Origin of the sequence: Streptomyces caeni, from assembly GCF_042678285.1 — a bacterium.
Taxonomy (GTDB): domain Bacteria; phylum Actinomycetota; class Actinomycetes; order Streptomycetales; family Streptomycetaceae; genus Streptomyces; species Streptomyces caeni.
Genome location: NZ_JBHUDX010000129.1, coordinates 18,522 through 45,014 on the forward strand (window position 1 = coordinate 18,522; position 26,493 = coordinate 45,014).

General features: G+C 70.4%; 20 protein-coding genes and 2 tRNA genes. 5 read left to right on the top strand and 17 right to left on the bottom strand.

Going from position 1 to position 26,493, the window contains the following annotated elements:
* Positions 1–433: 433 nt before the first annotated feature.
* Positions 434–3,058, bottom strand: a complete 2,625-nt coding sequence (locus ACFSL4_RS35530) for a valine--tRNA ligase (protein WP_381092041.1) — start codon at positions 3,056–3,058, stop codon at positions 434–436.
* Positions 3,059–3,193: 135 nt separating this feature from the next.
* Between ACFSL4_RS35530 and ACFSL4_RS35535 the strand changes: the two genes are divergently transcribed.
* Positions 3,194–4,165, top strand: coding sequence for a hypothetical protein (locus tag ACFSL4_RS35535; RefSeq protein ID WP_381092043.1), 972 nt, complete (start codon positions 3,194–3,196; stop codon positions 4,163–4,165).
* Positions 4,166–4,370: 205 nt separating this feature from the next.
* Here ACFSL4_RS35535 and clpX read toward each other — a convergent pair whose 3' ends face one another.
* From clpX to ACFSL4_RS35560, 5 genes are all read right to left on the bottom strand, one after another.
* Entirely contained in the window at positions 4,371–5,657 is a 1,287-nt protein-coding gene (gene clpX / locus ACFSL4_RS35540) for an ATP-dependent Clp protease ATP-binding subunit ClpX (protein WP_265568090.1), read from the bottom strand.
* A 192-nt stretch (positions 5,658–5,849) separates the two neighbouring features.
* Complete coding sequence (locus ACFSL4_RS35545; protein WP_381092045.1) at positions 5,850–6,530, bottom strand: ATP-dependent Clp protease proteolytic subunit; 681 nt, start codon at positions 6,528–6,530, stop codon at positions 5,850–5,852.
* Between the two features lie 256 nt (positions 6,531–6,786).
* Positions 6,787–7,398 carry an ATP-dependent Clp protease proteolytic subunit gene (locus tag ACFSL4_RS35550; protein WP_381092074.1) on the bottom strand — a complete coding sequence of 204 codons (612 nt, stop codon included), beginning with the start codon at positions 7,396–7,398 and terminating at the stop codon, positions 6,787–6,789.
* Positions 7,399–8,012: 614 nt separating this feature from the next.
* Positions 8,013–9,389, bottom strand: a complete 1,377-nt coding sequence (tig, locus tag ACFSL4_RS35555; RefSeq protein ID WP_381092047.1) for a trigger factor — start codon at positions 9,387–9,389, stop codon at positions 8,013–8,015.
* A gap of 202 nt (positions 9,390–9,591) precedes the next feature.
* A tRNA-Pro gene (locus ACFSL4_RS35560) sits at positions 9,592–9,668 on the bottom strand.
* 152 nt (positions 9,669–9,820) lie between these two features.
* Between ACFSL4_RS35560 and ACFSL4_RS35565 the strand changes: the two genes are divergently transcribed.
* The 3 genes from ACFSL4_RS35565 to ACFSL4_RS35575 all read left to right on the top strand — a co-directional run bounded on the left by ACFSL4_RS35565 (position 9,821) and on the right by ACFSL4_RS35575 (position 12,302).
* A tRNA-Gly gene (locus ACFSL4_RS35565) sits at positions 9,821–9,891 on the top strand.
* A gap of 785 nt (positions 9,892–10,676) precedes the next feature.
* Entirely contained in the window at positions 10,677–11,420 is a 744-nt protein-coding gene (locus tag ACFSL4_RS35570) for a hypothetical protein (RefSeq protein WP_381092049.1), read from the top strand.
* Between the two features lie 249 nt (positions 11,421–11,669).
* Complete coding sequence (locus ACFSL4_RS35575; protein ID WP_381092050.1) at positions 11,670–12,302, top strand: DUF7660 family protein; 633 nt, start codon at positions 11,670–11,672, stop codon at positions 12,300–12,302.
* Positions 12,303–12,541: 239 nt separating this feature from the next.
* Here ACFSL4_RS35575 and ACFSL4_RS35580 read toward each other — a convergent pair whose 3' ends face one another.
* Together ACFSL4_RS35580 and ACFSL4_RS35585 are read right to left on the bottom strand one after the other, a co-directional pair.
* Positions 12,542–12,826, bottom strand: a complete 285-nt coding sequence (locus ACFSL4_RS35580; RefSeq protein ID WP_381092052.1) for a hypothetical protein — start codon at positions 12,824–12,826, stop codon at positions 12,542–12,544.
* Positions 12,827–13,097: 271 nt separating this feature from the next.
* A complete protein-coding gene (locus tag ACFSL4_RS35585) occupies positions 13,098–13,292 on the bottom strand; it encodes a hypothetical protein (RefSeq protein WP_381092054.1) in 195 nt (64 codons plus the stop codon).
* A gap of 521 nt (positions 13,293–13,813) precedes the next feature.
* Here ACFSL4_RS35585 and ACFSL4_RS35590 point away from each other — a divergent pair.
* Positions 13,814–14,944: an acyltransferase family protein gene (locus ACFSL4_RS35590; RefSeq protein WP_381092056.1), complete on the top strand. Its 1,131-nt coding sequence runs from the start codon at positions 13,814–13,816 to the stop codon at positions 14,942–14,944.
* Positions 14,945–15,083: 139 nt separating this feature from the next.
* Here the strand turns inward: ACFSL4_RS35590 and ACFSL4_RS35595 are convergent, their stop codons facing one another.
* The 9 genes from ACFSL4_RS35595 to ACFSL4_RS35635 form a co-directional block, all read right to left on the bottom strand.
* Entirely contained in the window at positions 15,084–16,517 is a 1,434-nt protein-coding gene (locus ACFSL4_RS35595; RefSeq protein ID WP_381092057.1) for a DUF6177 family protein, read from the bottom strand.
* A gap of 82 nt (positions 16,518–16,599) precedes the next feature.
* Positions 16,600–20,577, bottom strand: a complete 3,978-nt coding sequence (gene eccCa, locus ACFSL4_RS35600) for a type VII secretion protein EccCa (protein WP_381092059.1) — start codon at positions 20,575–20,577, stop codon at positions 16,600–16,602.
* 22 nt (positions 20,578–20,599) lie between these two features.
* Entirely contained in the window at positions 20,600–21,859 is a 1,260-nt protein-coding gene (locus ACFSL4_RS35605) for a MinD/ParA family ATP-binding protein (RefSeq protein WP_381092061.1), read from the bottom strand.
* A 47-nt stretch (positions 21,860–21,906) separates the two neighbouring features.
* The gene (eccD, locus tag ACFSL4_RS35610; protein ID WP_381092063.1) at positions 21,907–23,262 is read right to left on the bottom strand and encodes a type VII secretion integral membrane protein EccD; all 1,356 of its coding nucleotides are present in this window, start codon (positions 23,260–23,262) and stop codon (positions 21,907–21,909) included.
* Between the two features lie 111 nt (positions 23,263–23,373).
* The gene (locus ACFSL4_RS35615) at positions 23,374–23,697 is read right to left on the bottom strand and encodes a hypothetical protein (protein ID WP_381092065.1); all 324 of its coding nucleotides are present in this window, start codon (positions 23,695–23,697) and stop codon (positions 23,374–23,376) included.
* Positions 23,698–23,772: 75 nt separating this feature from the next.
* Positions 23,773–24,264 carry an HD domain-containing protein gene (locus ACFSL4_RS35620; protein WP_381092076.1) on the bottom strand — a complete coding sequence of 164 codons (492 nt, stop codon included), beginning with the start codon at positions 24,262–24,264 and terminating at the stop codon, positions 23,773–23,775.
* A gap of 118 nt (positions 24,265–24,382) precedes the next feature.
* Complete coding sequence (locus ACFSL4_RS35625; RefSeq protein WP_381092067.1) at positions 24,383–24,826, bottom strand: hypothetical protein; 444 nt, start codon at positions 24,824–24,826, stop codon at positions 24,383–24,385.
* Between the two features lie 124 nt (positions 24,827–24,950).
* Positions 24,951–25,352, bottom strand: a complete 402-nt coding sequence (locus tag ACFSL4_RS35630) for a hypothetical protein (RefSeq protein WP_381092068.1) — start codon at positions 25,350–25,352, stop codon at positions 24,951–24,953.
* Positions 25,353–25,374: 22 nt separating this feature from the next.
* Positions 25,375–26,493 (bottom strand): ADP-ribosyltransferase (locus ACFSL4_RS35635; RefSeq protein ID WP_381092070.1); only part of this gene is annotated, 1,119 nt, incomplete at its 5' end.

Sequence of the window (26,493 nt, forward strand, 5' to 3'; positions counted from 1 at the left end):
GCCCGGGCGGGGCGCGAACCCGGGCGGGGGCACGAACCCGGGCGGGGGCACGAACCCGGGCGGGGGCACGAACCCGGGCGGGGGCACGAACCCGGGCGGGGGCGCGAACCCGGGCGGGGGCACAGAGCCGGGCGGCACACGGACCCGGGCGGCACACCACCCCGGGCAGCGCACGAACCCAGGCGGCACACGGAGCCGGGCAGGGCACCACCCTGGGCAGCACACCAACCCAGGCGGCACACGGAGCCGGGCAGGGCACCACCCCGGGCAGCACACCAACCCAGGCAGCGCACCAACCCAGGCGGCACACGAACCCAGGCGGCGCACCAAGCCAGCCGGAGCACGAACCCGGGCGGCACACGAACCCGGGCGGCACACGAACCCAGGCAGCGCACCAAGCCAGCCGGGACGTGAACCCCGGCCGGGCGCGGACCTAGGACTGCGGCAGACGCTCCAGCTGGGCCTGGATGCGGGCGATGTCCTCGTCCGCCTTGGCGAGCCGGGTACGGATCTTGTCCACCACGTGGTCCGGGGCCTTGGCCAGGAACGCCTCGTTGCCGAGCTTGGCGGTGGCCTGGGCCTTCTCCTTCTCCGCGGCGGCGAGGTCCTTGGCCAGTCGCTTGCGCTCCGCCGCCACGTCGATCGTCCCGGACAGGTCAAGGGCGACCGTGGCGCCCGCGACCGGCAGCGTCGCCGTCGCCGTGAAGCCCTCGCCCTCCGGCTGCAGGCGCAGCAGCTGCCGGATGGCCGCCTCGTGCGGGGAGAGCGCCGTGCCGTCGAGCGTCAGCCGGGCCGGGACCCGCTGACCGGGCTGCAGGCCCTGGTCGGCGCGGAAGCGGCGGACCTCGGTGATGACCGACTGGAGGGTCTCGATCTCCTTCTCGGCGGCCGTGTCACGGAAACCACCGTCCTTCGGCCAGTCCGCGATGACGACCGACTCACCACCCGTGAGGGTGGTCCACAGCGTCTCCGTGACGAACGGGACCACCGGGTGGAGCAGCCTCAGCGTCACGTCCAGGACCTCACCCAGGACGCGCTGGGAGACCTCGGCCGCCTCACCGCCGGCCTGGAACGTCGTCTTGGACAGCTCGACGTACCAGTCGAAGACCTCGTCCCAGGCGAAGTGGAAGAGGGCGTCGGAGAGCTTGGCGAACTGGAAGTCGTCGTAGAAGGCGTCGACTTCCGCGACGACCGAGTTCAGGCGGGACAGGATCCAGCGGTCGGTGGCCGACATCCGCTCGGGCGCGGGCAGCGGGCCCTCGACCGTCGCGCCGTTCATCAGCGCGAACCGCGTGGCGTTCCAGATCTTGTTGGCGAAGTTGCGGGAGCCCTGGACCCAGTCCTCGCCGATCGGCACGTCGACGCCCGGATTGGCGCCGCGCGCCAGGGTGAAGCGCAGGGCGTCGGAGCCGTACTTGTCCATCCAGTCCAGCGGGTTGACCGCGTTGCCGAAGGACTTCGACATCTTCTTGCCGAACTGGTCGCGGACCATGCCGTGCAGGGCGATGGTGTGGAACGGCGGGGTGCCGTCCATCGCGTACAGGCCGAACATCATCATCCGGGCGACCCAGAAGAAGAGGATGTCGTAGCCGGTGACCAGGACGGAGTTCGGATAGAACTTCGCCAGGCTCTCGGTCTGCTCGGGCCAGCCCAGCGTGGAGAAGGGCCACAGGCCGGAGGAGAACCAGGTGTCGAGGACGTCGGTGTCCTGGCGCCAGCCCTCGCCGCCGGGAGGCTCCTCGTCCGGGCCCACGCAGACGACCTCGCCCTGGGGCCCGTACCAGACGGGGATCCGGTGGCCCCACCACAACTGGCGGGAGATGCACCAGTCGTGGAGGTTGTCGACCCAGTCGAAGTACCGCTTCTCCATCTCCTGCGGATGGATCGCCACCTTGCCCTCGCGGACCGCGTCACCGGCGGCCTTCGCGAGCGGGCCGACCTTGACCCACCACTGCATCGACAGACGCGGCTCGATCGTGGTCTTGCAGCGCGAGCAGTGGCCGACCGAGTGGACATAGGGCCGCTTCTCGGCGACGATCCGGCTCTCGGCGCGCAGGGCGGCGACGATGGCGGACCGGGCCTCGAAGCGGTCCAGTCCCTGGAAGGGGCCGTGCGCGGTGATGACGGCGTGCTCGTCCATCACGGTGATGGCGGGCAGGCCGTGACGCTGGCCGATCTCGAAGTCGTTCGGGTCGTGGGCCGGGGTGACCTTGACGGCACCGGTGCCGAACGCCGGGTCGACGTGCGTGTCGGCGACGACCGGGATCGAGCGGTCGGTGAGCGGCAGCTTCACGGTCTTGCCGACCAGGTGCCGGTAACGCTCGTCGTCCGGGTGCACGGCGACGGCGGTGTCGCCGAGCATCGTCTCGGCACGGGTGGTGGCGACGACGATGGTGTCGTCCCCGTCGCCGTACTTCATCGAGACGAGCTCACCGTCGTCGTCCTGGTATTCGACCTCGATGTCCGAGATGGCGGTGAGGCAGCGCGGGCACCAGTTGATGATGCGCTCGGCCCGGTAGATCAGCTCGTCGTCGTAGAGCCGCTTGAAGATGGTCTGGACGGCCCGGGAGAGGCCCTGGTCCATGGTGAAGCGCTCACGGGACCAGGCGACACCGTCTCCGAGGCGGCGCATCTGCCCGGAGATCTGCCCGCCGGACTCGGCCTTCCACCGCCACACGCGCTCGACGAATGCCTCCCGCCCGAGGTCGTGCCGGGACTTGCCCTCCTTGGCGAGTTCCCGCTCGACGACGTTCTGCGTGGCGATGCCGGCGTGGTCCATGCCGGGCTGCCACAGCGTCTCGTACCCCTGCATGCGCTTGCGGCGGGTGAGGGCGTCGATGAGGGTGTGCTCGAAGGCGTGTCCGAGGTGCAGGCTGCCGGTGACGTTCGGCGGCGGGATGACGATGGTGTAGGCCGGTTTGCCGCTCTTCTCGTCGGCCTCGAAGTAACCACGCTCTACCCAGCGCTCGTACAGCGGCCCCTCTACATCGGCCGGCGCGTACTGGGTCGGCAGTTCGGTGTGGGGCGCTGTTGGCTGCTGCTGAGCGTTCTCGGTCACGGGGTCAGTTTAGAGGTGTCACGACGCCGTCCCGAAACGCGATTCTTTGGTAACGGTGAGCCCCCAACGTCCCGGCCCCCGTCCGCTTGCGCGAGGATGTCATGACGACATAAGCATCTGGAGGGGAACCCAGAAATGAGCTACAACCAGCCGGGCCCGTACGGCGGGCAGCCCCAGCAGCCCGGACCGTACGGACAGCCGGGCCCCTACGGCCAGCCGCCGCAGGCCCCCCAGCCCGGCTACGGCTACCCCCCGCAGGGTCAGCCGGCCCCCGGCTACGGCTACCCCCAGCAGGCCCCCCAGGGCGTCCCGCCGCAGCCGAACCCGTACGGCGGCCAGCCCACCCCGCCCTACGGCCAGCAGCCGTACGGGCAGCAGCCCTACGGCACCCCGCCCCCGCCCCCTCCGGCGTCCGGGGGCGGGGGGAAGAAGACGGGGCTGATCATCGGCGCGGTGGCGGTGGTCGCGGCCATCGCCGTCGGGGCGTACTTCCTGGTCGGCGGGAGCGGCGGCGGGAGCGGTCCGGTGGCGGACGACGGACCGCACAAGCTGACGGCGCCGGAGCAGGTCATCAACGGCACGTACAAGAAGTCTGACAGCAGCGAGTCCCCGGACTCCATGAGTGACAAGGACCTGGCGGACTTCGAGAAGTGGGGCGTGAAGAACCCCAAGGACGTCAGCGCCGGCTACACCAACGGCACGGGCCTTTCGGCCAAGAACCTGACCTTCGGCGGTGTCTACGGCACCATCGACGACCCCGAGGCCGTGGTGGACGCCATGTTCGCCAAGATCAAGTCCGAGTCGGAGAAGGACAAGACCACCAAGGGCCAGCTCCTCGGCAGCCCGGAGACGGTCCACCCCTCGGGCTTCTCCAACGGCATCATGAAGTGCCAGGTGGCCCAGTTCGAGAACGACAAGGCGTCGAGCGCGGCCGTCGGCGCGGCGAAGACCGTCAAGATGCCCATCTGCATCTGGGGCGACCACAGCACCGTCGCCGATGTGACGGCGTTCAACTTCGCCGCCCTGGCCGCCGGCACGGGAGGGTCGGTCGACGAGACGGCCGACCTGGCGGCCAAGCTGCGCAACGACGTGCGCGTCAAGGCGTGACACCGGCGGCGGTCCCCCGGTCGGGGGAAGTTCCGCGGAGCAGTTGAGCAGACGAGCAGGGGCTCGGCCCGGAGGCCGGGCCCCTTTCGTACGCGCCCTTCTTCGGCCCGTGCGCGCCCTTCTTCGGCCCGTGCGCGGGCTTCCGGAGGGAAGACGGAAGCGCCCGGCACGTCGTCCGCGCCGGGCGCTCCTGCCGTGTGGGCGGCTACGCCGTCTTCTGCTCGCCCGGGCCGCGACCCCGCGCGTCCCGCGGGATCAGCGTCGGGTTCACGTTCGAGAGGACCACGTCCGCGGTGATGACGACGCGGGCCACGTCCTTGCGGGACGGCACCTCGTACATCACCGCCTGGAGGACCTCCTCCATGATGGCGCGCAGGCCGCGGGCTCCCGTCTGGCGCAGGATCGCCTGGTCCGCGATCGCCTCCAGGGCCTCACGTTCGAAGTCCAGCTCCACGCCGTCGAGTTCGAAGAGGCGCTGGTACTGCTTGACCAGCGCGTTGCGCGGTTCGACGAGGATCTGCAGGAGCGCCTTGCGGTCGAGGTTGTGGACCGAGGTGATGACCGGGAGGCGGCCGATGAACTCCGGGATCATCCCGAACTTCACCAGGTCCTCGGGCATCACGTCCTCGAACTGGTCCTTGGACTCCAGCTCGCGCTTGGAACGGATCGTCGCGCCGAAGCCGATGCCCTTGGCGCCGGCCCGGGCCTCGATGATCTTCTCCAGACCGGCGAAGGCACCGCCCACGATGAACAGCACGTTCGTCGTGTCGATCTGGATGAACTCCTGGTGCGGGTGCTTGCGCCCGCCCTGGGGCGGGACGGAGGCCGTCGTGCCCTCCAGGATCTTCAGCAGGGCCTGCTGGACGCCCTCGCCCGAGACGTCCCGCGTGATCGACGGGTTCTCGCTCTTCCGGGCCACCTTGTCGATCTCGTCGATGTAGATGATGCCGGTCTCGGCCTTCTTGACGTCGTAGTCCGCCGCCTGGATCAGCTTCAGGAGGATGTTCTCGACGTCCTCGCCCACATACCCCGCCTCCGTGAGCGCGGTCGCGTCGGCGATGGCGAAGGGGACGTTCAGCATGCGGGCCAGGGTCTGGGCCAGAAGCGTCTTGCCGGAGCCGGTGGGGCCCAGCAGCAGGATGTTCGACTTCGCCAACTCGATGGCGTCGTCGCGGCCTTGGGCGCCGCCGTTCTCACCGGCCTGGACCCGTTTGTAATGGTTGTACACCGCGACGGAGAGGGCCTTCTTCGCGGCCTCCTGGCCGACGACGTATCCCTCGAGGAACTCGTAGATCTCGCGGGGCTTGGGGAGTTCCTCCCAGCGCACCTCGCTCGTCTCCGCGAGTTCCTCCTCGATGATCTCGTTGCAGAGATCGATGCATTCGTCGCAGATGTACACACCGGGGCCTGCGATGAGCTTCTTGACCTGCTTCTGGCTCTTGCCGCAGAACGAGCACTTGAGCAGATCGCCGCCGTCACCGATGCGTGCCACGGTGTGCTTCCCCTTCGCCTGGGAGACGCCTTACGTCCAGCGGCTCCTGGTGCTGCCTTATGTCCGACGGTACCTTGCCGGGCCCCCCGTTCGGGCCCCCCTTGGCACGGTTCACTTCGACGTGCAACGTGTCACACCGGGCCAAGGGGCGGCAGACGATACAGGTCCGATCGCGAATCGGGTGGATTCGGCTCAGCGGACCGAGGTGTTGTTCATCTTGCGCGTGGAGATGATCTGGTCGATCAGTCCGTACGCCAGGGCGTCCTCGGCCGTGAGGATCTTGTCGCGCTCGATGTCCTCGCGGATCTTCTCGATCGGCGTGGTCGAGTGCTTGGCCAGCATCTCCTCCAGCTGCGAGCGCATCCGGAGGATTTCGTTGGCGGCGATCTCCAGGTCGGAGACCTGGCCGCGGCCCGTCTCGCTGTAGGGCTGGTGGATCAGCACACGGGCGTTCGGCAGCGCCATGCGCTTGCCCGGGGTGCCCGCGGCCAGCAGCACGGCGGCTGCGGAGGCGGCCTGACCCATGCAGACCGTCTGGATGTCCGGCTTCACGAACTGCATCGTGTCGTAGATGGCCGTGAGGGCGGTGAAGGAGCCACCGGGGCTGTTGATGTAGACCGAGATGTCGCGGTCGGGGTCCATCGACTCCAGGCACAGCAGCTGCGCCATGACGTCGTTGGCGGAGGCGTCGTCGATCTGGACGCCCAGGAAGATCACGCGCTCCTCGAAGAGCTTCGCGTACGGGTCGTACTCGCGGATGCCCTGCGAGGTGCGCTCCACGAAGCGCGGGATGACGTAGCGGGACTCGGCCACGGGGGCGGTGTACTCGGCGCGCGCACGGTCGTAGAGGCCGCTGCCGGGGAAGTCGTTCACGATGTCTCCTGAAAGGGCTGAGGCGGTGGCTGGGGGCGGAAAGGGGCGCCGGGGCCGGCTGCAGGCACCCCGGGGCTCGTGGGAGCCCGTGGGCGCTCGGGACCCGGGAGGGGCTGTGCGGGCCCGCTGCCGGGGCGCGGGGCGCGGGAGCCTCGGCGAGCCCGTACAGCCCATTACGGGCCGTGGGGGCCTTACGGGGCCTTTACGGGGCCTGCACCGTCCGCGGGTCGAACGGCCCGGTGTGGACCCCGATCCCTTACGAACCCGCCCCGGTGCCTCCGCCGCCCGGCATGCCGACAGCGGTGGTGATGACCTCGTCGATGAGGCCGTACTCCTTGGCCTCCTGGGCGTCGAACCAGCGGTCGCGGTCCGAGTCGCGGGTGATCTGCTCGACCGACTGGCCGGTGTGGAAGGCGGTGAGCTCGGCCATGCGCTTCTTGGTGTGCAGCAGCCGCTCCGCGTGGATCTTGATGTCCGAGGCGGAGCCGGCGAGGCCGGCCGAGGGCTGGTGGATCAGGATCTCGGCGTTGGGCAGGGCGAAGCGCTTGCCCGGGGTGCCCGCGCTGAGCAGGAACTGCCCCATGGACGCCGCCATGCCCATGGCGATCGTCACCACGTCGTTCTTGATGTACTGCATGGTGTCGTAGATCGCCATGCCCGCCGTGATGGAACCACCAGGGCTGTTGATGTACAGGTAAATGTCCTTGTCGGGGTCGGCGGCAAGGAGCAGCAGCTGTGCGGTGATCCGGTTGGCGATGTCGTCGTCCACCGGCTGGCCGAGGAAGATGATCCGCTCGTTGAGCAGCCGGCTGTAGACCTGGTCGCCGAGGCCGCCACCGATGGAAGGCTCGCCGGCGGCGGAGGGCATCAGATTCGTCACGTATCCACCTGCTCGTCTTACGACGGCACGGGGCCGTCTCACGTGTCCTGCCGGGGCGTGGGACCCCGCGCGGCCCCTTGGGGGCGCCTTCGGGGACTCCCCTGCCCTCGTATTCATGGACCCTAACGCGCAGGCAGGCGGGTGCCATCCCGGTTCCGCGACTGTTCGCTGTCAGCGCATGTGCTCCGCGGGGCGGGCCGGAGGCGGCGGGGGCCGTGGCCCGGCGGTGCCGTCGGGCTCCCGGCGGGCGGGGCGGGGACGCGGGGCCGGACCCCTCCGAGGGGGTGAGGTGCGGTAGGCCGTCGGGGCGGCGGGGGCGGGCTGTCGCGGCCCCCTCCCCCGGGGGTCCGTCCCGGCCGTAAGGACCATCGCGGGGCTGCGCCCCCTGGCCTCGCCCCGGGGCCCCGCCCGGCCCGCCCCGGCCCAGAGGCCCGGAGGAGAGCGCCATGGTGCCTCGGGACGCCCGGAACGGCGCGGGTCCGCTGCGGCTGGGCGCGCAGTTCCCCGCGCCCCTCACGGGATACCCCGGGGTCGATGCGGCGACGGGCCCCAGGGGGCAGTGTGTCCCTGGGGCCCGTCGTTGTGTGCCGGGTGGGCGGAGGTTACGCCTCCGGGGTCTCCTCGGACTCCTCGGCGGGGGCCTCCGCCGTCTCGGGCTCGGCCTCGTCCTCGTCGTCCAGGTCGACGGTCTCGCCGTTGGTGTCCTTGACCGTGGCGGCCTCGACGACGACCGCCAGGGCCTTGCCGCGGGCGACCTCGCCGACCAGCATCGGAACCTGGCCGCCCTCGACGACCGCCTGGGCGAACTGGTCGGGGGACATGCCGGAGGAGGCCGCGCGCCGCATGAGGTGCTCGGTGAGCTCCTCCTGGTTGACGTTCAGCTTCTCCTTGTTGACCAGCTCGTCGAGGACGAACTGCGTCTTGATGCCCTTGACCGACGCCTCGCGGGTCTCGGTGTCGAACTCCTCGGCCGTCTTGCCCTGGATCTCCAGGTACTTGTCGAGGGTCAGCCCCATCTGCGAGAGCTGGTGGTGCTCGAGGTTGTGCTTGCGGGTGTTGATCTCGTCCTCGAGGAGCTTCTCGGGGATCGGGACCTCGACCAGCTCCAGCAGCTTGTCCAGGACGCGCTCCTGGGCCTGCGTGGCCTGGTCGTACTGCTTCATGTTCTCAAGGCGCTTGCGGCTGTCCGCCCGCAGCTCCTCCAGCGTGTCGAACTCGGAGGCGAGCTGCGCGAACTCGTCGTCCAGCTCCGGCAGTTCGCGGGACGCGACCTGGGTGACCTTGACCGTCACCTCAGCCTCCCGGCCGGCCGCCGAGCCGCCCTTGAGCTCGGAGGTGAAGGTGGCCTCCCCGCCGGCCGACAGACCCTTCACGGCGTCGTCGATGCCGTCCAGCAGCTCGCCGGAACCAATGGTGTAGGAGACACCGCTGGCGACTCCGTCCTCCAGGATCTCGCCGTCGACCTTCGCCTCCAGGTCCACGGTCACGACGTCGCCGTCCTCGGCGGCGCGCTCGACCGGGGTCGTCGACGCGAAGCGCTCGCGCAGCTGCTCGACCGACTTCTCGACGTCCTCGTCCGACACCTCGACGGCGTCGACCTCGACCTCGATGCCGGAGTAGTCCGGGATCTCGATGCTCGGGCGGACGTCGACCTCGGCGGTGAAGGACAGCACCTCGTTGTCCTTCAGCTCCTTGATGTCGACCTCCGGCTGGCCCAGCGGGTTCAGCTCGGCCTCGTTGACCGCGTCGGTGTAGAACTTCGGCAGCGCGTCGTTGACGGCCTCCTCCAGCACCGCGCCACGCCCGAACCGCTGGTCGATGACCCGGGCCGGGATCTTGCCCTTACGGAAGCCCTTCACCGTGACCTGCTGGTTGATCTTCTTGTACGCCGCGTCGAGGCTGTCCTTGAGCTCCTCGAAGGGCACCTCAACAGTGAGCCGAACCCGGGTCGGGTTCAGGGTCTCCACGGCGCTCTTCACGGTTCGGTCTCCTTGTGGCTGACTTCTTGGGGTTCTGCCGAGCTGCTCCGCCCGGGTCGGCCGGGCCTTCGGCGGATTCGCGGCCCCTGCCTGAGAGACGTGACAATGCAGACACACGGGCGCGCAGCTTGCATAGTAACCGCAGCCACTCGGGGCCCCAAAAGGCGATCGATCGCGTCGGCGTCCGGGCGGCGCCGGCCGGTGGTCGGGGTGGCGGGATTTGAACCCACGGCCTTCCGCTCCCAAAGCGGACGCGCTACCAAGCTGCGCCACACCCCGTCTGGTGCGACACGTAGGGTACATGCCCGGACAGCGTGCGTCGGCCGGTTTCCGCGCGGGCGTGCGCGCGGACCAACGCGTTGGCCTACGAGGTGGGCGACCCGCTACGATGCCTCCTGTGCCGCGGTCGGTGACCTGCGGCGCATCCTGTTGCGGGCGTAGCTCAATGGTAGAGCCCTAGTCTTCCAAACTAGCTACGCGGGTTCGATTCCCGTCGCCCGCTCTCAACGGCTCAGGGCCAGGTCAGAGGATCATTCCTCCGCCTGGCCCTGATCGTTTCCGGGGGCTGCGATCAGTCCGCCGTGCCCGCCGCGTGCCCGTTCGGTTTTCGATCTTGATTCTTCTTTGCCTACCGCGCCTTCTTCCGGCCCTTGTCGACGAGACCGCTCACAGCGCCAACCCCGGCCTCCCCACACACACCGCAACAACGCGCACAGAGGAAGAGCCGAACACGGACACTGTCAAGCATCAGCTGGGATTGAAGTGTCAAGCATCTACCGGGACCGGACAGCGTGAGCCCACGCGAGCTGTTACAGGTTTCTCTACCTCATCAAGCCCCGGCTGCGCTCCGCCCGCGCTGCGCCGACGCGCGCCCACGTGTGGATAGGGCCCGGAAGCCATGAGTCGAGTACCGCTCCTTACGGAGCGGCCACGGTCAGAACGAGCCTCCGGCGGGAACGTTCAGGCTCTGGGATGGACGGGGCGCCGTTCGCGAGTGCCGACCGGAGAGTGGCATGCGTGGGAGGAGCTCCCATCACGCCTGCCGTCGACCCACGCAGAGCCGAGCAGACGCGGCCCCTGGCATCCGGGTCGTTCGCACAGTGGCGCGCTCCACCTGGACGCCAGGAACCACGCCCGCTCCACGGTGCGTGGGTCGACGGCAGACGGGATGGGAGCTGGGGAAGTGGTGGGCTGGGCAAGAAGACGCCAGCTTGCAGCTTGATGGTGAACACGCCTGATGACCTGTCGTATCGTTCCTGGTCACTGTGCGGACAAGGGGGAGGGATCATGAGCAGGTCCATCGGGCGAAGACACATGGCGGCTCTGGCTCTGATGATCATCGGCATGACTGCTTGCGGCGGCGAGCACGGCGGAGGCGCCTCGACGCCGAAGACGACAGTCAGCCGGGGCACGGAGCAGAATGCGCGTGTGCTGTCTCAGCAACAGCTCGAAGATGCCGTCGTGGACGGGCACGACCTTCCCGGAGTCCAAGTCGAAGAGATCGGAGCGGGCGCGGAAGGTGTCGGCAACGGCGTCATCCATGCCGCACGCCGCACCGACACCAAGCCCTCCCTGTGCGCTCCGATCAGCGCCGCGGTGGACGGGGCCAGCGGTTACACCCCGGTGGGCAGCGTGCAGCGCATCGCGGGCAGGAAGGGCCGTTCTGCGATCCTCACCCTGGTGTCGTATCACTCAGCTGATGCCGCCCGGGTGATCAATGAGCTTCGCACGGCCTTGAAGTCCTGCAAGGGGTACACAGCAGGCCCCATGAAGGCGACTTACGAAGATGTCGAAGCCACTGACGGCCCACCGCAGGGCGACGACGGAGTAGCTTTCCGCCTCAAGCTGACCATGGAACCCGGTGAGGACAGCCTGAAGCTCCCCATCAGCGTGATTGCCGTACGTCACGGTTCCACACTGGCGATCTACAAGGCGATATCCGACACCCCTGGAACGTCGGCGAGCATCCCGAGCGATCTCGTCAACGCCCAGTCGAGAGTGCTGGACACCGCCGTTCACACCACTCCGTAGCCGTGCCCCGTCCGTGTCCGTTCGCGGGCAACCACGAAAAGTCGCTTGCAGGAGGCACTGCGCAAAGCAACGGCCTCGCGGTGGCGGTCGAGCAAAGGCGAAACCATCTTGTCAAGTCCGTACGTTGTTGCCGCTACTACTGACACCAACGCCTGACACCAACAGTCACGGGCACTGGCGATTAGCGCTGGACCACGGCGGACGATTTGCCAAGGCATGGAGCCGCATCACCGCGGTCGAGAAGCCGCCGTGATCGACCTGATAAGGATGAGGCCAGAGGTTCAAGTACACGATCGCAGGGGGATGCGGCGCATGACGGAGTACACGTGGCCGGACGGTGTGGGTGATCCGACGCCTGAGGACATACGACGCGCATGGTCGGCAACGGTGGCCGCCCTGCCAGTTGGCACCGCCGTTACGGGCAAGGTCATCGGCCGACAGCCCTTCGGCGTGTTCGTAGAGATCGACGGGGTGCCGGACGCAGTGGGGCTGGCAGAGATCTTTGGTTCACCGTCCGGAACTGTCCCTCCCCCGCCAGGGTTCGCGATCAGTGGGAGCGTCGTCGACCATGCGGAGCACAACTTCCAAGTCACGCTCAGACTCGATGACTGGGGAGACGAGCGCGCGCCCCTCTCACTGGCACCAAACGAGCGTCTTGCCGACCGCGAGGACCTGAGCGGCTTTCTGAGGCGCCTTCGGCAGGACTATGAAGCAAGCGGCGACCAGTGGGAGAACCGGACACTGGACAGCTTCCTGGAGGCCCTGGAAGCGTGGGTGGCCGATGCCCCAGGTTGGTACGCGAACCACGGCCAGGAGCTCCCGCCTGAGGGCGACTGGGCGTTCATGGCACGAGCCCTCAGCGCCGCGCGGTTCTACGAGTGACACCGTGCCCCCTACGTGCCCGGCGAGGGAGCGTCAGACGGGATACAACGGGGAGTCCCGGCGAACGGCCTTAGAACCCGCAGGTCATCAGCTCGGCAGGTCAGGCCGGGTACGCATACGCGATCTTCCGAACTAGCCACGCGGGTTCGATTCCCGTCGCCCGCTCTGTACGGCTCGGGGCCGGGCCCGGGGATCGTTTCCTCCGGTCCGGCCCCGCCGTGTTCGCTCCCCCGGTCCGCTCACAGGTTCCGGACGTCCGCCGAGTACGCCGAGCGGGGTTGGTGGGCGTGAAGAGAAGAGAGGGTGCCTCCGGTGGGGCGGGCGACGGCGGACGCGGGCCGGCGGCGGGGCAGCGGGACGCGGATCATGCGGTGGGTGGCCGTGCCCCCGGTCGTGATCGTTCGGTAGGCCGTGTCGGAGTCCGGCCCGGCCGGCACGAGGCGGCCGGAGGTCCAGCCGAGCAGCGTCCGGGCGGGGCGGCGGGCCCGGCGTCGTACGGGGGTGCCGAGGTTTTCGCCCGGCATGTGGAGCGTGGCCGTCCAGGGGGCGCCACACGCCTGCGTCCGCGTCCACGACGGGAGCGGTGAGGGCGCCGCCCACCCGGCGTGCGGCGGCCACCTCGCGGCGAGGGCATCTCCCGCTCCAGAGGAGTTCCCGCGTCGCCGGGGCCGAGGCGGTCATCGATGCGGTGACCGCCCGCCTCCGTCGGGTCCGAGTCGCGCACGGCACCCCTGCGCTCCCGTTCCGTCTTCCCCTGGAACCCGATGCGCCTCCGCCGGGCGGGGCCGCGCCCGTTCAGAAGCGGATCGAGTTGATGGTCTCCGCTATCGAGTTGAGGAACCGGTTGATGGACGGAGCCATGCCGGTCGAGGCGAGGAAGAAGCCGAAGAGGATCGCCACGATCACCGGGCCGGCCTTCACCGAACCCCCTCGGATCATCACCACCAGGATGATCGCCAACAGCAGTACCACTGACAGCGAAATGGCCACAACTGATCACACCCTCGGTCGGTCCGCTCTCCCGGTCCGGGGCGCCGTCCCCGCGCACCCCCGCCAGAACCATCGTGCCACCAACACGCCCGCCCTATGCGGCCGGTGAGGCATCGTCGCCCACACCGGCTCCACGAAGGCGCCACCCCGGGGATGGACGACCGTGAACACCCCGTTTCCGCATGGTCGATCCACAGGCCACCGCACTCGAATTCGACGCCGATCGTTTCCGTATCCACCCATCATGTTCACGGTCAATTCGATTGCCCCCACAAAAGCCCTGCCGGCCGGACATTTCACCAGAGTCGCCTGCGAACGTTATGCCCGCTTTAGTATGGATGAATGCGGACACAACGACCGTATGACATAGGAAAATCGGTATGCCCGCGGTGCACTCCCGATGTACGCAAAAACACTCACAGGCATCACTGACTTCCACGAATCCGGGTAGGCACGCGCGATAACCAACATGCGCATCGAGGGTTTTACTCACGCCCTCAGAAAACGCTAGGGTGCCTCAGATGTTCCACCCCGCCTCGTCCTCCGCAAGAGCAACAGGCCCGTCCCACAACCTTGGAACCCCTCCCGCTCCCCGAACTCCCCCACCGCGCGCCCCGCAGCGCGACGCCTTCTTCGACAACGCCAAGTACCTGGCGATCGTCCTGGTGGCCATGGGCCACTCCTGGGAGCCGCTGAAGGGCGACAGCCGCGTCCTCGAAGCGCTCTACATGACCGTCTACGCCTTCCACATGCCGGCGTTCGTCCTCGTCTCCGGGCACTTCTCACGCGGTTTCGACATGCGCCCCGACCGGCTGAAGCGGCTGGTGACAGGTGTCGTCGTGCCGTACGTCGTGTTCGAGACCGCGTACGTCCTCTTCAAGCGCGCAGTCGACGGCGACCCGGACCTCGCGATCAGCCTGCTCGACCCGTGGTACCTGACCTGGTTCCTGGCCGCCCTCTTCGTCTGGCGGTTGACGACCCCCTTGTGGAAGCTGGTGCGCCGGCCGGTCCCGCTGGCCGTCGTCATCGCCATGCTGGCCTCCGTGTCGCCGGACATCGGCGACGACCTCGACCTGCAGCGCGTGCTGCGGTTCCTGCCGTTCTTCGTCATCGGCCTGTCCCTGAAGCCGGAGCACTTCCAGCGGGTGCGGCGCCGCGCGGTACGCGTCCTGTCGGTGCCGGTGTCCGTCTGCGCGCTCGCCGTGGCGTGGTGGGCCGTGCCGAGGATGAACCCGGCCTGGTTCTACCACCGCGACAGCGCACAGGAGCTGGGGGCGCCATGGTGGGTCGGTCCGGTGATGGTGCTCGCGCTGCTGGGCTGCTCGCTGCTGCTCGCGGCCTGCTTCTTCGCCTGGGTGCCGCGCCGCCCGACGTGGTTCACCACGCTGGGCACGGGCACGCTGTACGGCTATCTGCTGCACGGCTTCTTCATCAAGGGCGCGGACTACCGTGGCTGGTACGACGCGGCCTGGCTGCACGGGCCGCTGGGTGAGGCAGCAGTGACCGCCGGTGCCGGGGTCCTGGTGACCGCGCTGTGCACCAGCCCGGTGCGGAGGGTCTTCCGGCCGGTGATGGAGCCGGAGATGCGGTGGGCGTTCAGGAGGGACCCGGCGGAGGTGGCGCGCCGGCGTTCCGCCACAGCGGTCGGGTGACGGTTGCAGGCCGCTGCAGCGGCCTGCAACCGTCGCGTCGCCCGGCCGGACCCCGGCAAGCTGTCACGTCGCCCGGCCAGACCCCGGCAAGCTGTCACGTCGCCCGGCCGGACCCCGACGCGGGCGTCCGGCCGGCCCCCTACGAAGCGCCCTTGAGGTGTCTCATCAGCCTCTCGTAGTCCGCCCATCCCGAAAGGTCCGCGGGGTCGCCCGGCAGCGGGTAGTACAGCGCCGGGCGGGTCCTCGGGCCCAGCGGAACGGGGGCCTCGGCCAGCGGGGTGCGGCGCGCGCGGTCGCCGGGCATCGCGCGGACCTCCTCCGCGCCCAGGACGAAGGCGAACGGGACACCGGGGCCCTCGAAGCGCGGCGGCACGGACAGATCACGGCGGGCCTTGCGGATCTGGACCAGCATCGACTGCAGATGGTGCCGGGTGGCGAGCGCCTCGGCGGCCGCGCGCACCGCGTCCGTGGGCACCTCCTCCCCCGGCCCGTAGCCGAACGCCAGCGTGACGTCCTCCTCGACACCGCCCTTCGTGCGGCTGATGCGGACCGTCGCCACCCCGGGGCGTTCCGGGGTGCCGACCACGACCAGCCAGGTCGGCTCGGGCGCCCGCTCGAAGGCCACATCCGTCAACTGGCGCAGCGACCAGGGAAGGTTGGCCGGTTCCTCCGTGCCCCAGCCGGCCGGCGGCTCACCGGTGATCTCACGCCACACGGATTCCAGGGCGCCGCCGAGCACCAGCCTGTCGTCGGCCGGGTGGATCGCCCGGTAGGAGATGGCCAGCTGCCGCTCTCCGGGCACCGCGTCCCCGGCGAGGTCCTTCGTGAAGGTGCCGGCCACGGGCGTGTGCGGGTCCTGCGGTGTGGCGTCCGGCGACTCCACCGTCACGAACAGGCCGTTCCTCCACTCCAGCACGGCCCCGGACAGCCCGTCGTAGTACCCGTCCTTCTCGTCCTGCACGACCCAGCGGGAGGGCCAGCCGGGCAGGCTGTTGCGGACCGCGGGGGACAGCCGGGTGCCGGCGGGCGTGACGATCTGCAGGCCCAGTTCGGCGGCCCCGGCCGCGCGCAGCGCGTCCGAGAGCCACGCCGTCATCGCCACGACCGGGCGGTCCTGGATGACGACGGCGACCTTGTCGGTGAGCACGTCCACCGCGGGCTGCGCGGCGGCCGGCGTGGGCACCGCGCTCACCCCGTCGGTCTTCACCACGGCGAGGGAGGACGCGGCCTGCGGCGGCCAGGCGGTGCCGCCTACCAGGGTCGCCAGACGGGCCGCGAAGGTGCCGGCGAGCCCTTCCGCCTCCTTGACGCCGGTGGTGGCGCGGGCCTCCGTCCACCAGTACGGCACCTCGGGCTCGCTCGCGCCCAGCAGCCGCTGGGCCTCGCCCCGGACCTGGACGAGCAGCGGGGCCTCCACGGACACCAGCGGGCGCCCCTGCTCGTCGCACAGCTGCACGACGGCGCCGTCGCCCTCCGCGCCCACCAGCTTGTCCGGGCCGCCGGAGAGCAGTCCCGCGATGATGCTCAGCGGGTCGGGCATCTTCTTCGTGAGGGCGATGACGTCCTTGGTCATGGGCTTGGCCGGTCCTTCGTCCTGCTCGGTTCGGGTCGGGTACGTCGCTGCTGTCCTGGACGCCCCGGGGGCCGCTCCCGGTTCACCGGTCCCCCGCGTACACGGTCTGGATCAGCCGGTTCGGCTCGCCCCGGCGCACCAGCACCCCGCGCCCCGACGGCTGCTGGGCGGCGTACACACCGGGGAAGAGCTGGCCCTCGCCACGGTCACCCGCCATCACCAGCGCCGAGGCGCCGGACTCCCGCAGGCCCTGCAGCAGCGGCTCGTACAGGCCGCGGGATGCGCCCGCGACGCGCCGGGTGACGACGAAATGGAGGCCGATGTCGACGGCCGAGGGGATGTAGGGCAGGAAGGGGGCCAGCGGCTGCTGGCCCGCCGTGGTCAGCACGTCGTAGTCGTCGACGAGGATCACGATCCGGGGGCCCGAGCCCCAACTGCCCGGCTCCAGGTCCTCGCCGTCCGCGCTCTCGTCGGGCAGCCGCTTCTCCAACTCCCCGGCGATGCCCGCCGACAGGGCCCCGGCCAGCTTGGAGTTGTAGGCGTAGCCGCCGCGGTACTCCTCGGGGATCGCACCGCGCAGGCCCCGGCGCGGGTCCATGATGCCGAAGACCAGCTCCTCATCGCTGTAGCGCTCGATGAGGCCGTCGGCGATGACCTTCAGCAGGTTGGTCTTGCCGCACTCGCTGTCGCCCATGATCAGCAGGTGCTGGTCGTGTGCGAACAGGTCGAGCAGGACGGGAGCCAGCTGGGTCTGGTCCAGTCCGATCGGCACCCGGCGCGGCTCCGCCACCGGGCCCGGGAGCAGCTGGGGTTCCAGGACGTGCGGCAGCACACGGACCGGCTGGGCGACCTCGCCGGTCCAGGTGGCGCGGATCGTACGGGCCGTGCGCTCCAGGACCGCGCCGAGGTCCGCGGTGTCTGCGAGACCGTCCGTGCGCGGCAGCGCGACCTGCGCGAAGAGCTTGCCGTCGGTGAGGACACGGCCCTTCTCCTCCGGCGCGAGGGTCTCGGCGAGCTTGCGGTCGACGCTGGACTCGCTGACGTCGTTCAGGCGCAGCTCGACGCGGGTGCCGAACTGGGACTGGGTGGCGATGCGCACATCGTTCCAGCGGAGCATGCCCGCGACGACGTGGATGCCGTAGCCGCCGCCCCGTTTGAGGATGTCGACGACCGCGTCGTCCAGTTCCTCGAAGTCGTCCCGCAGTGCGCCGAACCCGTCGATGAGCAGCACGATCTCCGTGGAGGTCAGCTCCGGGACGCGACCCGCCGCGCGCAGGTCGCGCAACTGCTCCAGCGAGTCGATGCTGTGGATGCGGAACAGTTCCTCGCGCTGGTCGAGCATGCCGCGCACGGAGTCGATGGTGCGTGCGGCGCGCTCGCGGTCGGCGCGGCCCGCGACGCCGCCGACGTGCGGCAGCCCGGCGAGCGCCTGGAGGCCGCCGCCGACCAGGTCGAGGCCGTAGACGCCGACTTCCTGCGGGGTGTGGGTGAGTGCCAGGGAGAGGGCGAGGGTGCGCAGCAGCGTCGTCTTGCCGGACTGCGGTCCGCCGATGACCGCCGCGTGGCCGCCCGCGACCGTGAGGTCGAGGTACCACTGGCCCTGCCACTGCTTCGTCGGGTCGTCGAGGACGCCCATCGGCACCTGGAGCGGGCCCCTGCGCTTCGCCAGCTGCATGCCGCGCGCGCCGATCTCGACGGGCCCGGCGACCTTGTCGAGGGCGATGGCCTCGGGCAGTGGCGGCAGCCAGATCTGGCGCACGGGCCTGGTGCCCGCGTGCTCGATCTGCTGGACCATGACGCCCATCTCGGTCGGGCCGGTCTCCCGGCGCCGCATCTGCGGCTCCTTTGGGCCGGAACTCTCCTCCTGCCCGAGGGTGTTGAAGGCCGCGTACTCCAGTGCGAGCGGCCCGGTGTCCTCCTCCTCACGCTGCACGGGGCCGCGGTAGGCGCCGGAGACGTAGCTCGCCTTGAACCGCTCGTAGTGGCTGGTGTCGACCTTGAGGTAGCCGAAACCGGGCAGCGGCGGCAGGTGGAAGGCGTCCGTGGTGTCCAGGACCGTGCGGGACTCGTCGGCGGAGAAGGTGCGCAGGCCCAGCCGGTAGGACAGATAGGTGTCCAGGCCCTTGAGCTTGCCGCCCTCGATGCGCTGGCTGGACAGCAGCAGATGCACGCCGATGGAGCGGCCGATGCGCCCGATGGACAGGAAAAGGTCGATGAAGTCCGGCTTCGCGGTGAGGAGTTCACCGAACTCGTCGATCACGACGAACAGGTGCGGCAGCGGCTCCAGGTCGGGGCGCTTCTCGGCGCGCAGGGCGGCGTAGTGGCCGATGTCGGCGACGTTCCCGGCGTCCTTGAGGACCTGCTGGCGGCGCTTGACCTCGCCCGCCAGCGAGGCGTGCACGCGTTCCACGAGACCCGCCTGGTTCTCCAGGTTGGTGATCACGCCGGCCACGTGCGGCAGGCCCGCGAAGGGCGCGAAAGTGGCGCCGCCCTTGTAGTCGACGAGGACGAGGGCGAGGTCCTCCGGGGGGTGCGTGGCGACCAGGGCGAGCACCAGGGTGCGCAGCAGTTCGGACTTGCCGGAACCGGTGGCGCCGACACACAGGCCGTGCGGTCCCATGCCCAGCTCGGAGGACTCCTTCAGGTCGAGCAGGACGGGCTCGCGGCTGTCGCTGATGCCGATGGGGACGCGGAGGAAGGCACGTTCGCCGCGCGGCGCCCACAGGCGGTCCAGGTCGAGCCGGGCCACGTCGTCGATGCCGAGCAGTTCCGCGAAGTCGACCGGGCCGGTCAGCGGCGCGTCGGCCATCGACTCGGCGGACAGCCTGAGCGGCGCGAGCATCCGGGCCAGGCCCTCGGCGAACGGGAGGCTCACCTCGTCGACCGTGCCGTGTGCGCTGACCGGTTCCGCCTCGCGCAGGTCCTCGATGACGATCCGCGCGCCGTCCACGGTGATGCGGACGCCGACGTGGCCGGGCTCCTGCACCCGCTGGTCGAGCAGATGCAGCACCGTGACGCCCATGTCGCGCAGGCCGACCGCGTCGTCGGGCCGCGGCAGGTCGACGGCGTCCTCGCCGTGGCCGTCGGTGACCACCAGCAGCCGGGAGGACATGGCGAGGGCGTCCCTGCCGGACAGGCCGCGGCGCACCTCGGCCGCGAAGGAGGCCCGGCGGCGCAGCTCGGGGCCGGTCTGCCGGGCGAGTTGCGGCAGCGAGGGGGCGATGCGGCGGGCGGCGACAGGGCCGTCGAACTGCTCGCCGTCGAGCAGGTGCGGCAGCCACTTGGCCCACTCCCAGTCCGTCATCCGGTCGCCGGGCACGGCGAGCGCCATGGCGACGTCGTCGGGGGCGTGCGTGGCGGCGGCCTGGATCATCAGGGCACGGGCCACGCGCAGGGTGTCCTCGCGGGCGCCGATGACGCTGATGTTGCCGACCCGGTCCAGCGGGACGGTGAGCGGCAGTTCGGTGCCCGTGCTGAAACGGGCCATCAGCGCGGACGCCTCGTTCAGCATGAACCGGTCGGGCGGGGTGAGCACGGACGACCCCTGCTGGGCGACCTTCAGGTCCCGTACGGGCATCTCGCCGGTGCCGATCCGCACGCGCAGGAAGTCGCCGTCGAGCCGGCGCCGCTCCCACAGCCGGGCCGGGTCGCGGACTATGTCGTACAGGGCGTCCGGCGGTGGGTTGAGCACCTGGGCCGTCTCGCGCCGCGCCCGCTCCTGATTCGACAGCTCTTCCCGCAGGTCCTCCAAGTACGCGAGATACGCCTCGCGTTGGGTACGGCGAGTGCGCTGGGCCTTGCCGCGCTGCGAGAAGACGAGGGCCATGGAACCGGCGATGGTGACCACCAGGATGATCGCGCCGAGCCCGGCGAACTGGCTGTTGCGCACGACGGTCATCATCACCACGGACGACATCACACCGGCCACGGGCAGCAGCGAGGTCGCGATGGAACCCGCCTTGCCCTCGGGCAGGTTGGGCGGCGCCTCGATGGTGCGGGGTTCGGGAGCCGCCGGTGGACGGGTGGTGCGGGCCGGGCGGTGGATCAGACGGGTGCTCATGTGCCGTGTTCCTCCCCCGGGTTCAACGGCGCTTCTGGGAGAGCTGGAAGACCTCCGCGGCCAGGCGGGTGGCGGCCTGCCGGGTCGCGTGCGCGAGGAGTTCGGTGCGGATGGTGCCGCCCGCGGCCAGGTGCCGGTCGTAGGGCAGGACGTGGACCTTGGCCCCGGTCGCTTTCAGCGCCCCGGCGGCCCGGTCGGTGTCCAGCCCGGTGTGCGGCACCATCTCGGTGACCGCGACGACGGTGCCCTCGATGACGTGCCGGGGCAGCCCGCGCATCCACTCCAGGACGGCGTACGTGCTGGAGATGCCCTCCAGGGTGGCGGGCGCCGCCAGCACCCGGGCCTGGGCGGCGGACAGCGCGACGCGGGCGACCTCGGCGGGCAGGGTCTCGCAGTCGACGACGGTGACGCCGAAGTAGCGGCGCAGGGACACCATGACCTTCTCATACCCCTTGGTGTCCAGCATCGCGCCGATCTGGCCCTGGCTTCCGGGCAGCAGCCAGGCGTTGTCCGGAAGCTGGACCAGATAACCGGTGACGTCGAGCAGCGACATCTGCGGTTCGACGATGCCGGCGACGTCGCCCGTGGTCCAGCGCAGCGCCTGAGCCCCGAGCCGCAGCGGCAGCGAGCCGAGCGCCGGGTCGGCCTCGACGATGAGGGTCGGGTCGTGCCGGTAGTGGGCATATGTGGTGCCGAGCAGCGCGGCGACGGTCGTCTTGCCTGCGCCGCCGCGGATGGAGGTGACGGCGATCTGCCGGCCGGTGGTCACGGCCTGCTGCAGCACCTCCGCGGTGGCGGTGGCCCCGGCGACCTCGCGGGCGGCGGAGGAGGAGACGGTACGGCGCAGGGCGCGCAGGGCGCGGCCGCTGAGGGGTTCGCCGTGCCGGGGCTTGAGACCGGCCCCGGCGAACTGCTTGTCCACGACCGGGCGGGAGTCGGGAGTGCGGGGCCGCGGCCGGGTGGCGGCGGGAGCGGCGGGCTGCTGGGGCTGCTGGGGCTGCTGGGGCTGCTGGGGCGCGTACGACTGCGGGGGCTGCCCGGTGACACCCGGCTGACCGGGGTACGCCTCCTGAGGGGCGGGCGGCTGCGGCACGGGCTGCTGCGGGTGGCCGTACGCCTGGCCGGACGCCTGGCCGGACGCCTGGCCCTGCGCCGGCACGCCATGCGGCTGCCCGGCACCGGCGGCGGGGTCGCCCTGCGGCCGCGGCTGGGGCTCCGGCTGCCCGGAGGCGCCCCTCAGGTCGCGCAGCACGTCGCTCTGCCAGTTGTCGCCGTTCGGCATGTCGCCCTTCTCTCCTGCCCGCCCCGCCCGGAGCGGCCCACCGTGTGTCAGAACTTGTTGAGGAGCTGCCCGTAGATGCCGAAGACGCCGACAGCGAGCGGGAACAGCCCGACGACGCCGATGGACTCGATCAGGTCGGCGATACGCCGCAGCCGCACCTGCACATGCTCCGGCGGCTGCACGGCGAGAACGAGCAGCGGCAGCACCGCGGCCGCGCACAGCACGGCCAGCGGCCCGGCGCCGGTGGCGTGGTCCATCCACAGCACGATGAGGCGGACGACGAGCAGCGCGGCGGCGGCGAACAGCGCGACCACCTCGGCCACCAGCGGGAAGGCCCGGGCCCGGGACAGCAGCACCACGGCGACCAGCGACGCCAGGGTCACGGTCCACGCGGTCGGCCGGTGCGCGGTGGTCAGCAGCCAGCCGCCGGCGGCGGCCGAGGCGGCGGTGACGACGGTCGCAAGGGCGAGCCCGCGGTGCGTTGCCGCCAGCGCGTTGCCGACCTGGTGGCGGCTGACCGAGACGCCCGACGACCTGCGGTCGTCGAGTCCGGTCAGCCCGGAGGCCATCAGCGCGAGCCGCGGCAGCAGCCCGAGCAGCACCACGGAGAAGACGGCCATCACGGCGCCCAGCCGGGCGGGTTGGTCCTGTACGGCGGCCACGGCCTCCCACACCGCGGCGACCACGGCGATGGCCCCGGCGCCGATCAGGCCGCCGCGTCCGAGCGGCGAGAAGAAGGCGAGCAGCAGCAGTGTCACCAGCAGCGCGGCCACCACTCCGGCCAGCCGGGCCGCCCCCGGCCAGTCGTAGGCGTCGGCGGCGGTCCAGGCGGCGAGCAGCCCGAGCCCTCCGGAGGCGAGCAGCAGGGCGGTGGCGAGACCACGGTTGCCGTCCCCGATCCTCGCGACGACCGCCCCGGCGACGAGGAAGAGGACGGTGGCCGCCACCAGTCCGGTCGTGAGGGACTCCAGCGCGAACTCGCGCCGGGCGAGTACGGCCGCGGTCACCGCGAAGACGAAGGTGGCCACGCCGGCGCTGATCCGCCGGGCCGCGGGCCGCCAGCGCCAGGCACGCAGATCGAGGTCGTCGGCGACCTGGTCCGTGACGTCGTGCACCACCGGCGCGGGCGGCGCGGCGTGCGCGCGGACGAGCTGGAGCACGGCGCCGTCGGCCACTTCGGCCGACGCGAGCGTGGCGTCGTGCGGCAGCACCGAGCCGTCGGAGGTGATCAACTGCCGCGTCATGGGGCGCGCGGCAGTCCGGTCGTCGAGCAACTGCAGGATGTCCGGCAGCAGTTGCCCGATCGGTGTGTCCGACGGCAGGACGATGTCGGCTCGCCGTCGCTCGCCGACGAGGGTGACCCGGCTCAGCTGGGCCCGGGACGTCGTTGCTGTGCTCACCACTTACGGGAACCTATCATCGCGATGTTGTCCGAAACGGGTCGTCTGCACGGCGCTGCCGTACACGCGCACAAAGCCTCCATGGCGTGCTCATGCCCTCCCCGCACGCACCGTTCACCTCTTCTCCGCACCGTGCCGTGTGGCACCAGCCGAAGGCGTGGGCGACGTGCTCTCCCCCGACGGGTTGTACATCTGCTCCTGCTGCTGTTGCTGCTTCTTCTGCTCCGCCTTCTGCTTCGCCAGCGTGGCCTGGAGGAAGGACCAGCCGATGCATCCGGCGCACAGCACGGCGGCGATGGCGATGCCCGCGAACACCTTGCCGAGGCGCTCGTCCACCGTGCGCCGGCCGCGCTGGGCACCGAACAGCAGTGCGTCGCGCATCCGCCTGCGGCGCACCGCCACCGACTCGAGCAGCTGGCTGTCGTAGTCCCGTGCCATCAGTCGTCCCGTGCCGTTCCGTGCCGTCCTGTGTCGATGTGGTCGTACGTCGTCGCCGTCGGTCCGTGGCCGTGGTCACTCATCGTCGTCGAGGCCGAGGAACCGCCGCATGGCCGCGTACTTGCGGGTGAGCCGCTCGGCGGCGGGCGCGTCGAGCGCGGCCAGCCGGGCCGGGGCGGCGTTGTGCGCGAGGTCGGCCGCCTTGACGAGCCGGGCGCCAGGGGTGGCGAGGATCCGCCGGGCGTACGCCTCCGGGTGCTCACCGGGGTGCTTGGTGACGGCCCGTACGACGTCCTTCGTCACCCGCGGCAGTGCGGCGCCCTCCAGCCATTCCTCGTCGAGGACGCCGTCCTCCAGGGAGTCGTGGAGCCAGGCGGCGGCGACGAGTTCGTCCGTTCCGCCACGCGTCCGTACGCCCTCGGCGACGGCCCGCAGATGCTCCGCGTACGGCCGTCCCGCCTTGTCCTTCTGCTCGGCATGCGCGGCCCGCGCCACGGCCTCGACCTCGGCCAGGCTCATGGGCGGCGCCGACGCGGATGACGGTGGTGTCCGCCGTTCCTGTGGCATGCGCGGCATGACAGGCTCCCCCTAACTTTGCCTCTGCAACATAGGGCATGGACGAGCGGGGAGTACACCCCGGATGCGGTCCGGCACGCGAGGGACGGGCAGCCGGGCCGGGAACCGGTCAGTACCCGGCCGGGGCGGGGGCCTGCAGCTTCTTCACCTTGGCGCTGGCGATGACGTTCCAAAGGAGGGTGAGCGGGGTGAACAGCACCAGGGAGAGGGGACTCCACCAGCCCTGCCAGAGCGTCTCGGTGGTCAACTGCTTGTAGACACGCGTCCCGCAGGCGTGGCACATGGGCCCTTCCAGCTTCCGGAAGGTCATGAGCACGAGCAGCCCGCGGTGCGCGCGGAAGGTGACGTCGACGGCGGGGGCGCTCCCACAGAAACGGCACACCGAAAAGGGCCCCTGCCCCGGCCAGGAGCCCCCACCCGCAGCCACCGACACCCCCTGCGGATACCCGCCCACTCCCACCGCGTACCCACCGGGCTGGGGGTAACCACCCTGCTGTGCATAGGGGTTCGGGTGCGGCTGCTGGGCATAGGGGTTGCCCTGCGGCGTGGTCATGGAGGGGGCTCCTGGAGTGTGGTGGGTGGGGTTCGGGGGCGGAGTGGTCATCTAGCTCGCCGGAAGGGGGAAGCACCAACTCCGTTTGCCGTGCCAAGCATCGGCCGAGAAGGTTGGGGGTGTCTCAGCCCCGGTCCGCAAGGGCCACGACCGCGGCGGCATTGGGGGCCTCCCCCAGAGGGCCGGGAACGACATGGGCGATACCGCCTGCGGTGGAGTCTCGGACCATCTCGGCCAGGGCTGCGCTGGGGGCAACACCACGCTCCTTGGCCTCGTGCAGCCACGTGGCCCACAGGATGCCCTCATTGAAGGCTGGGGGTCCACCGGCCTTCCGAGTGACCCAGCCCGCGGCGTCGTCTTCGTCGTTGGCCCACGCATACCCCATGACCCGGCCCTCGGTGTCCACCACGGTGAGGTACTGGACCGGCTTGTCAGTGCTGGAATTGTAACGGGGAGGACCACCCGGCTCGACCTCAAAACGCAGGTCCTCGTTCAGGCGCGGGTTGACGGGCCGTTCATTGGTCATGAAGCACACGTTCCTTTAGGTCTTACAGCCTCGGCAGGACTTCCCCGTAAACCTGCCACTGTCCCTTGGCATCCATGAAGACGCGAGTGACTTTGAACCGGGTCCCCCGCGCAAGCAGCAGTTCCCTCTCGGTCACATCGAAGTGGCTCACCTTCTCAAGCCAGAGCGCGGGTGTGCCCTTGGGGAGGCGCAGACGCAAGATCGCTTCCTTGCCTTCGAACGTCTTCACAGGATGATTGCCGAGCGAGGTCGAGGTGTATCCCTTGTCGGGGAAGGTCTGTCCAAGCATCTCAGCCGGGGAGCCCAGCTTCAGGTATCCCAGGTCGGTGCCCCGAGCCACCATGATGTTGTCGGGGACGGGCCGAGTGGACATCACCTTGTCCATCTGATCGATGTCATGCAGCACCTCTGGCTGCGGCCCGTAGCCCTTGATCTCTCTCAGATACCCGTTGATGTCATGGTATGAGGGGAAAGTCTCCCCTGTGTAGTCGCGGAGCGACTGCTGCGCGACCGGATCCAGGTTGTCAACGTAGTCGTTCCAGTGCTCACGACCGTACGCAATCGCCTCATCGGCGTCTGCGAAGGGGCGGGTGTCGTCGGAGAGCTCGGCCGCCGCAACCGCGTGCTTCTGCTCATCGGTGAGCTTGTTGAACTCCGCGTGCGACATGTGCGGCTTGTACTCGAACGGCTCCCCCGCCCCGTCGTGCCCCAGCACGTCCGTGTCCGGGTATCCCGAGGCACCCGGACTGTCGGTGCCGTCGTGCGTGGCGGTGTCCACCCCGTCGTGCGCGGCACCCGCGTGGTCGCCGGTGTGCGCGGCGCCGTCCGTGTGGCCGCTGCCGTCATGGCCCTCACCGTGGTGGTCGTGACCCGCACCGTGGGAGGCGTCGTCCGTGTGGCCGGCCGGTGGTGTGTCGTGGCCCGTTCCGTGCGGGGTGTGGCTGCCGCCGCTCGGGACGTCATGGCCGCCGGTGTGCGGTGTGCCGGTCGGTGCCTCGTGCGGTGTCGTGGCCGGTGCGTGGTCGTACGCCGTCGGCGCGTGGCCAGAGGGCGCCGGTGCGTGGTCGTACGCCGTCGGCGTCCCGTCGAAGGTTCCGCCCGGTGTGTGGCCGGCCGGGAGGTGCCGGCTCGGCGGGTCATA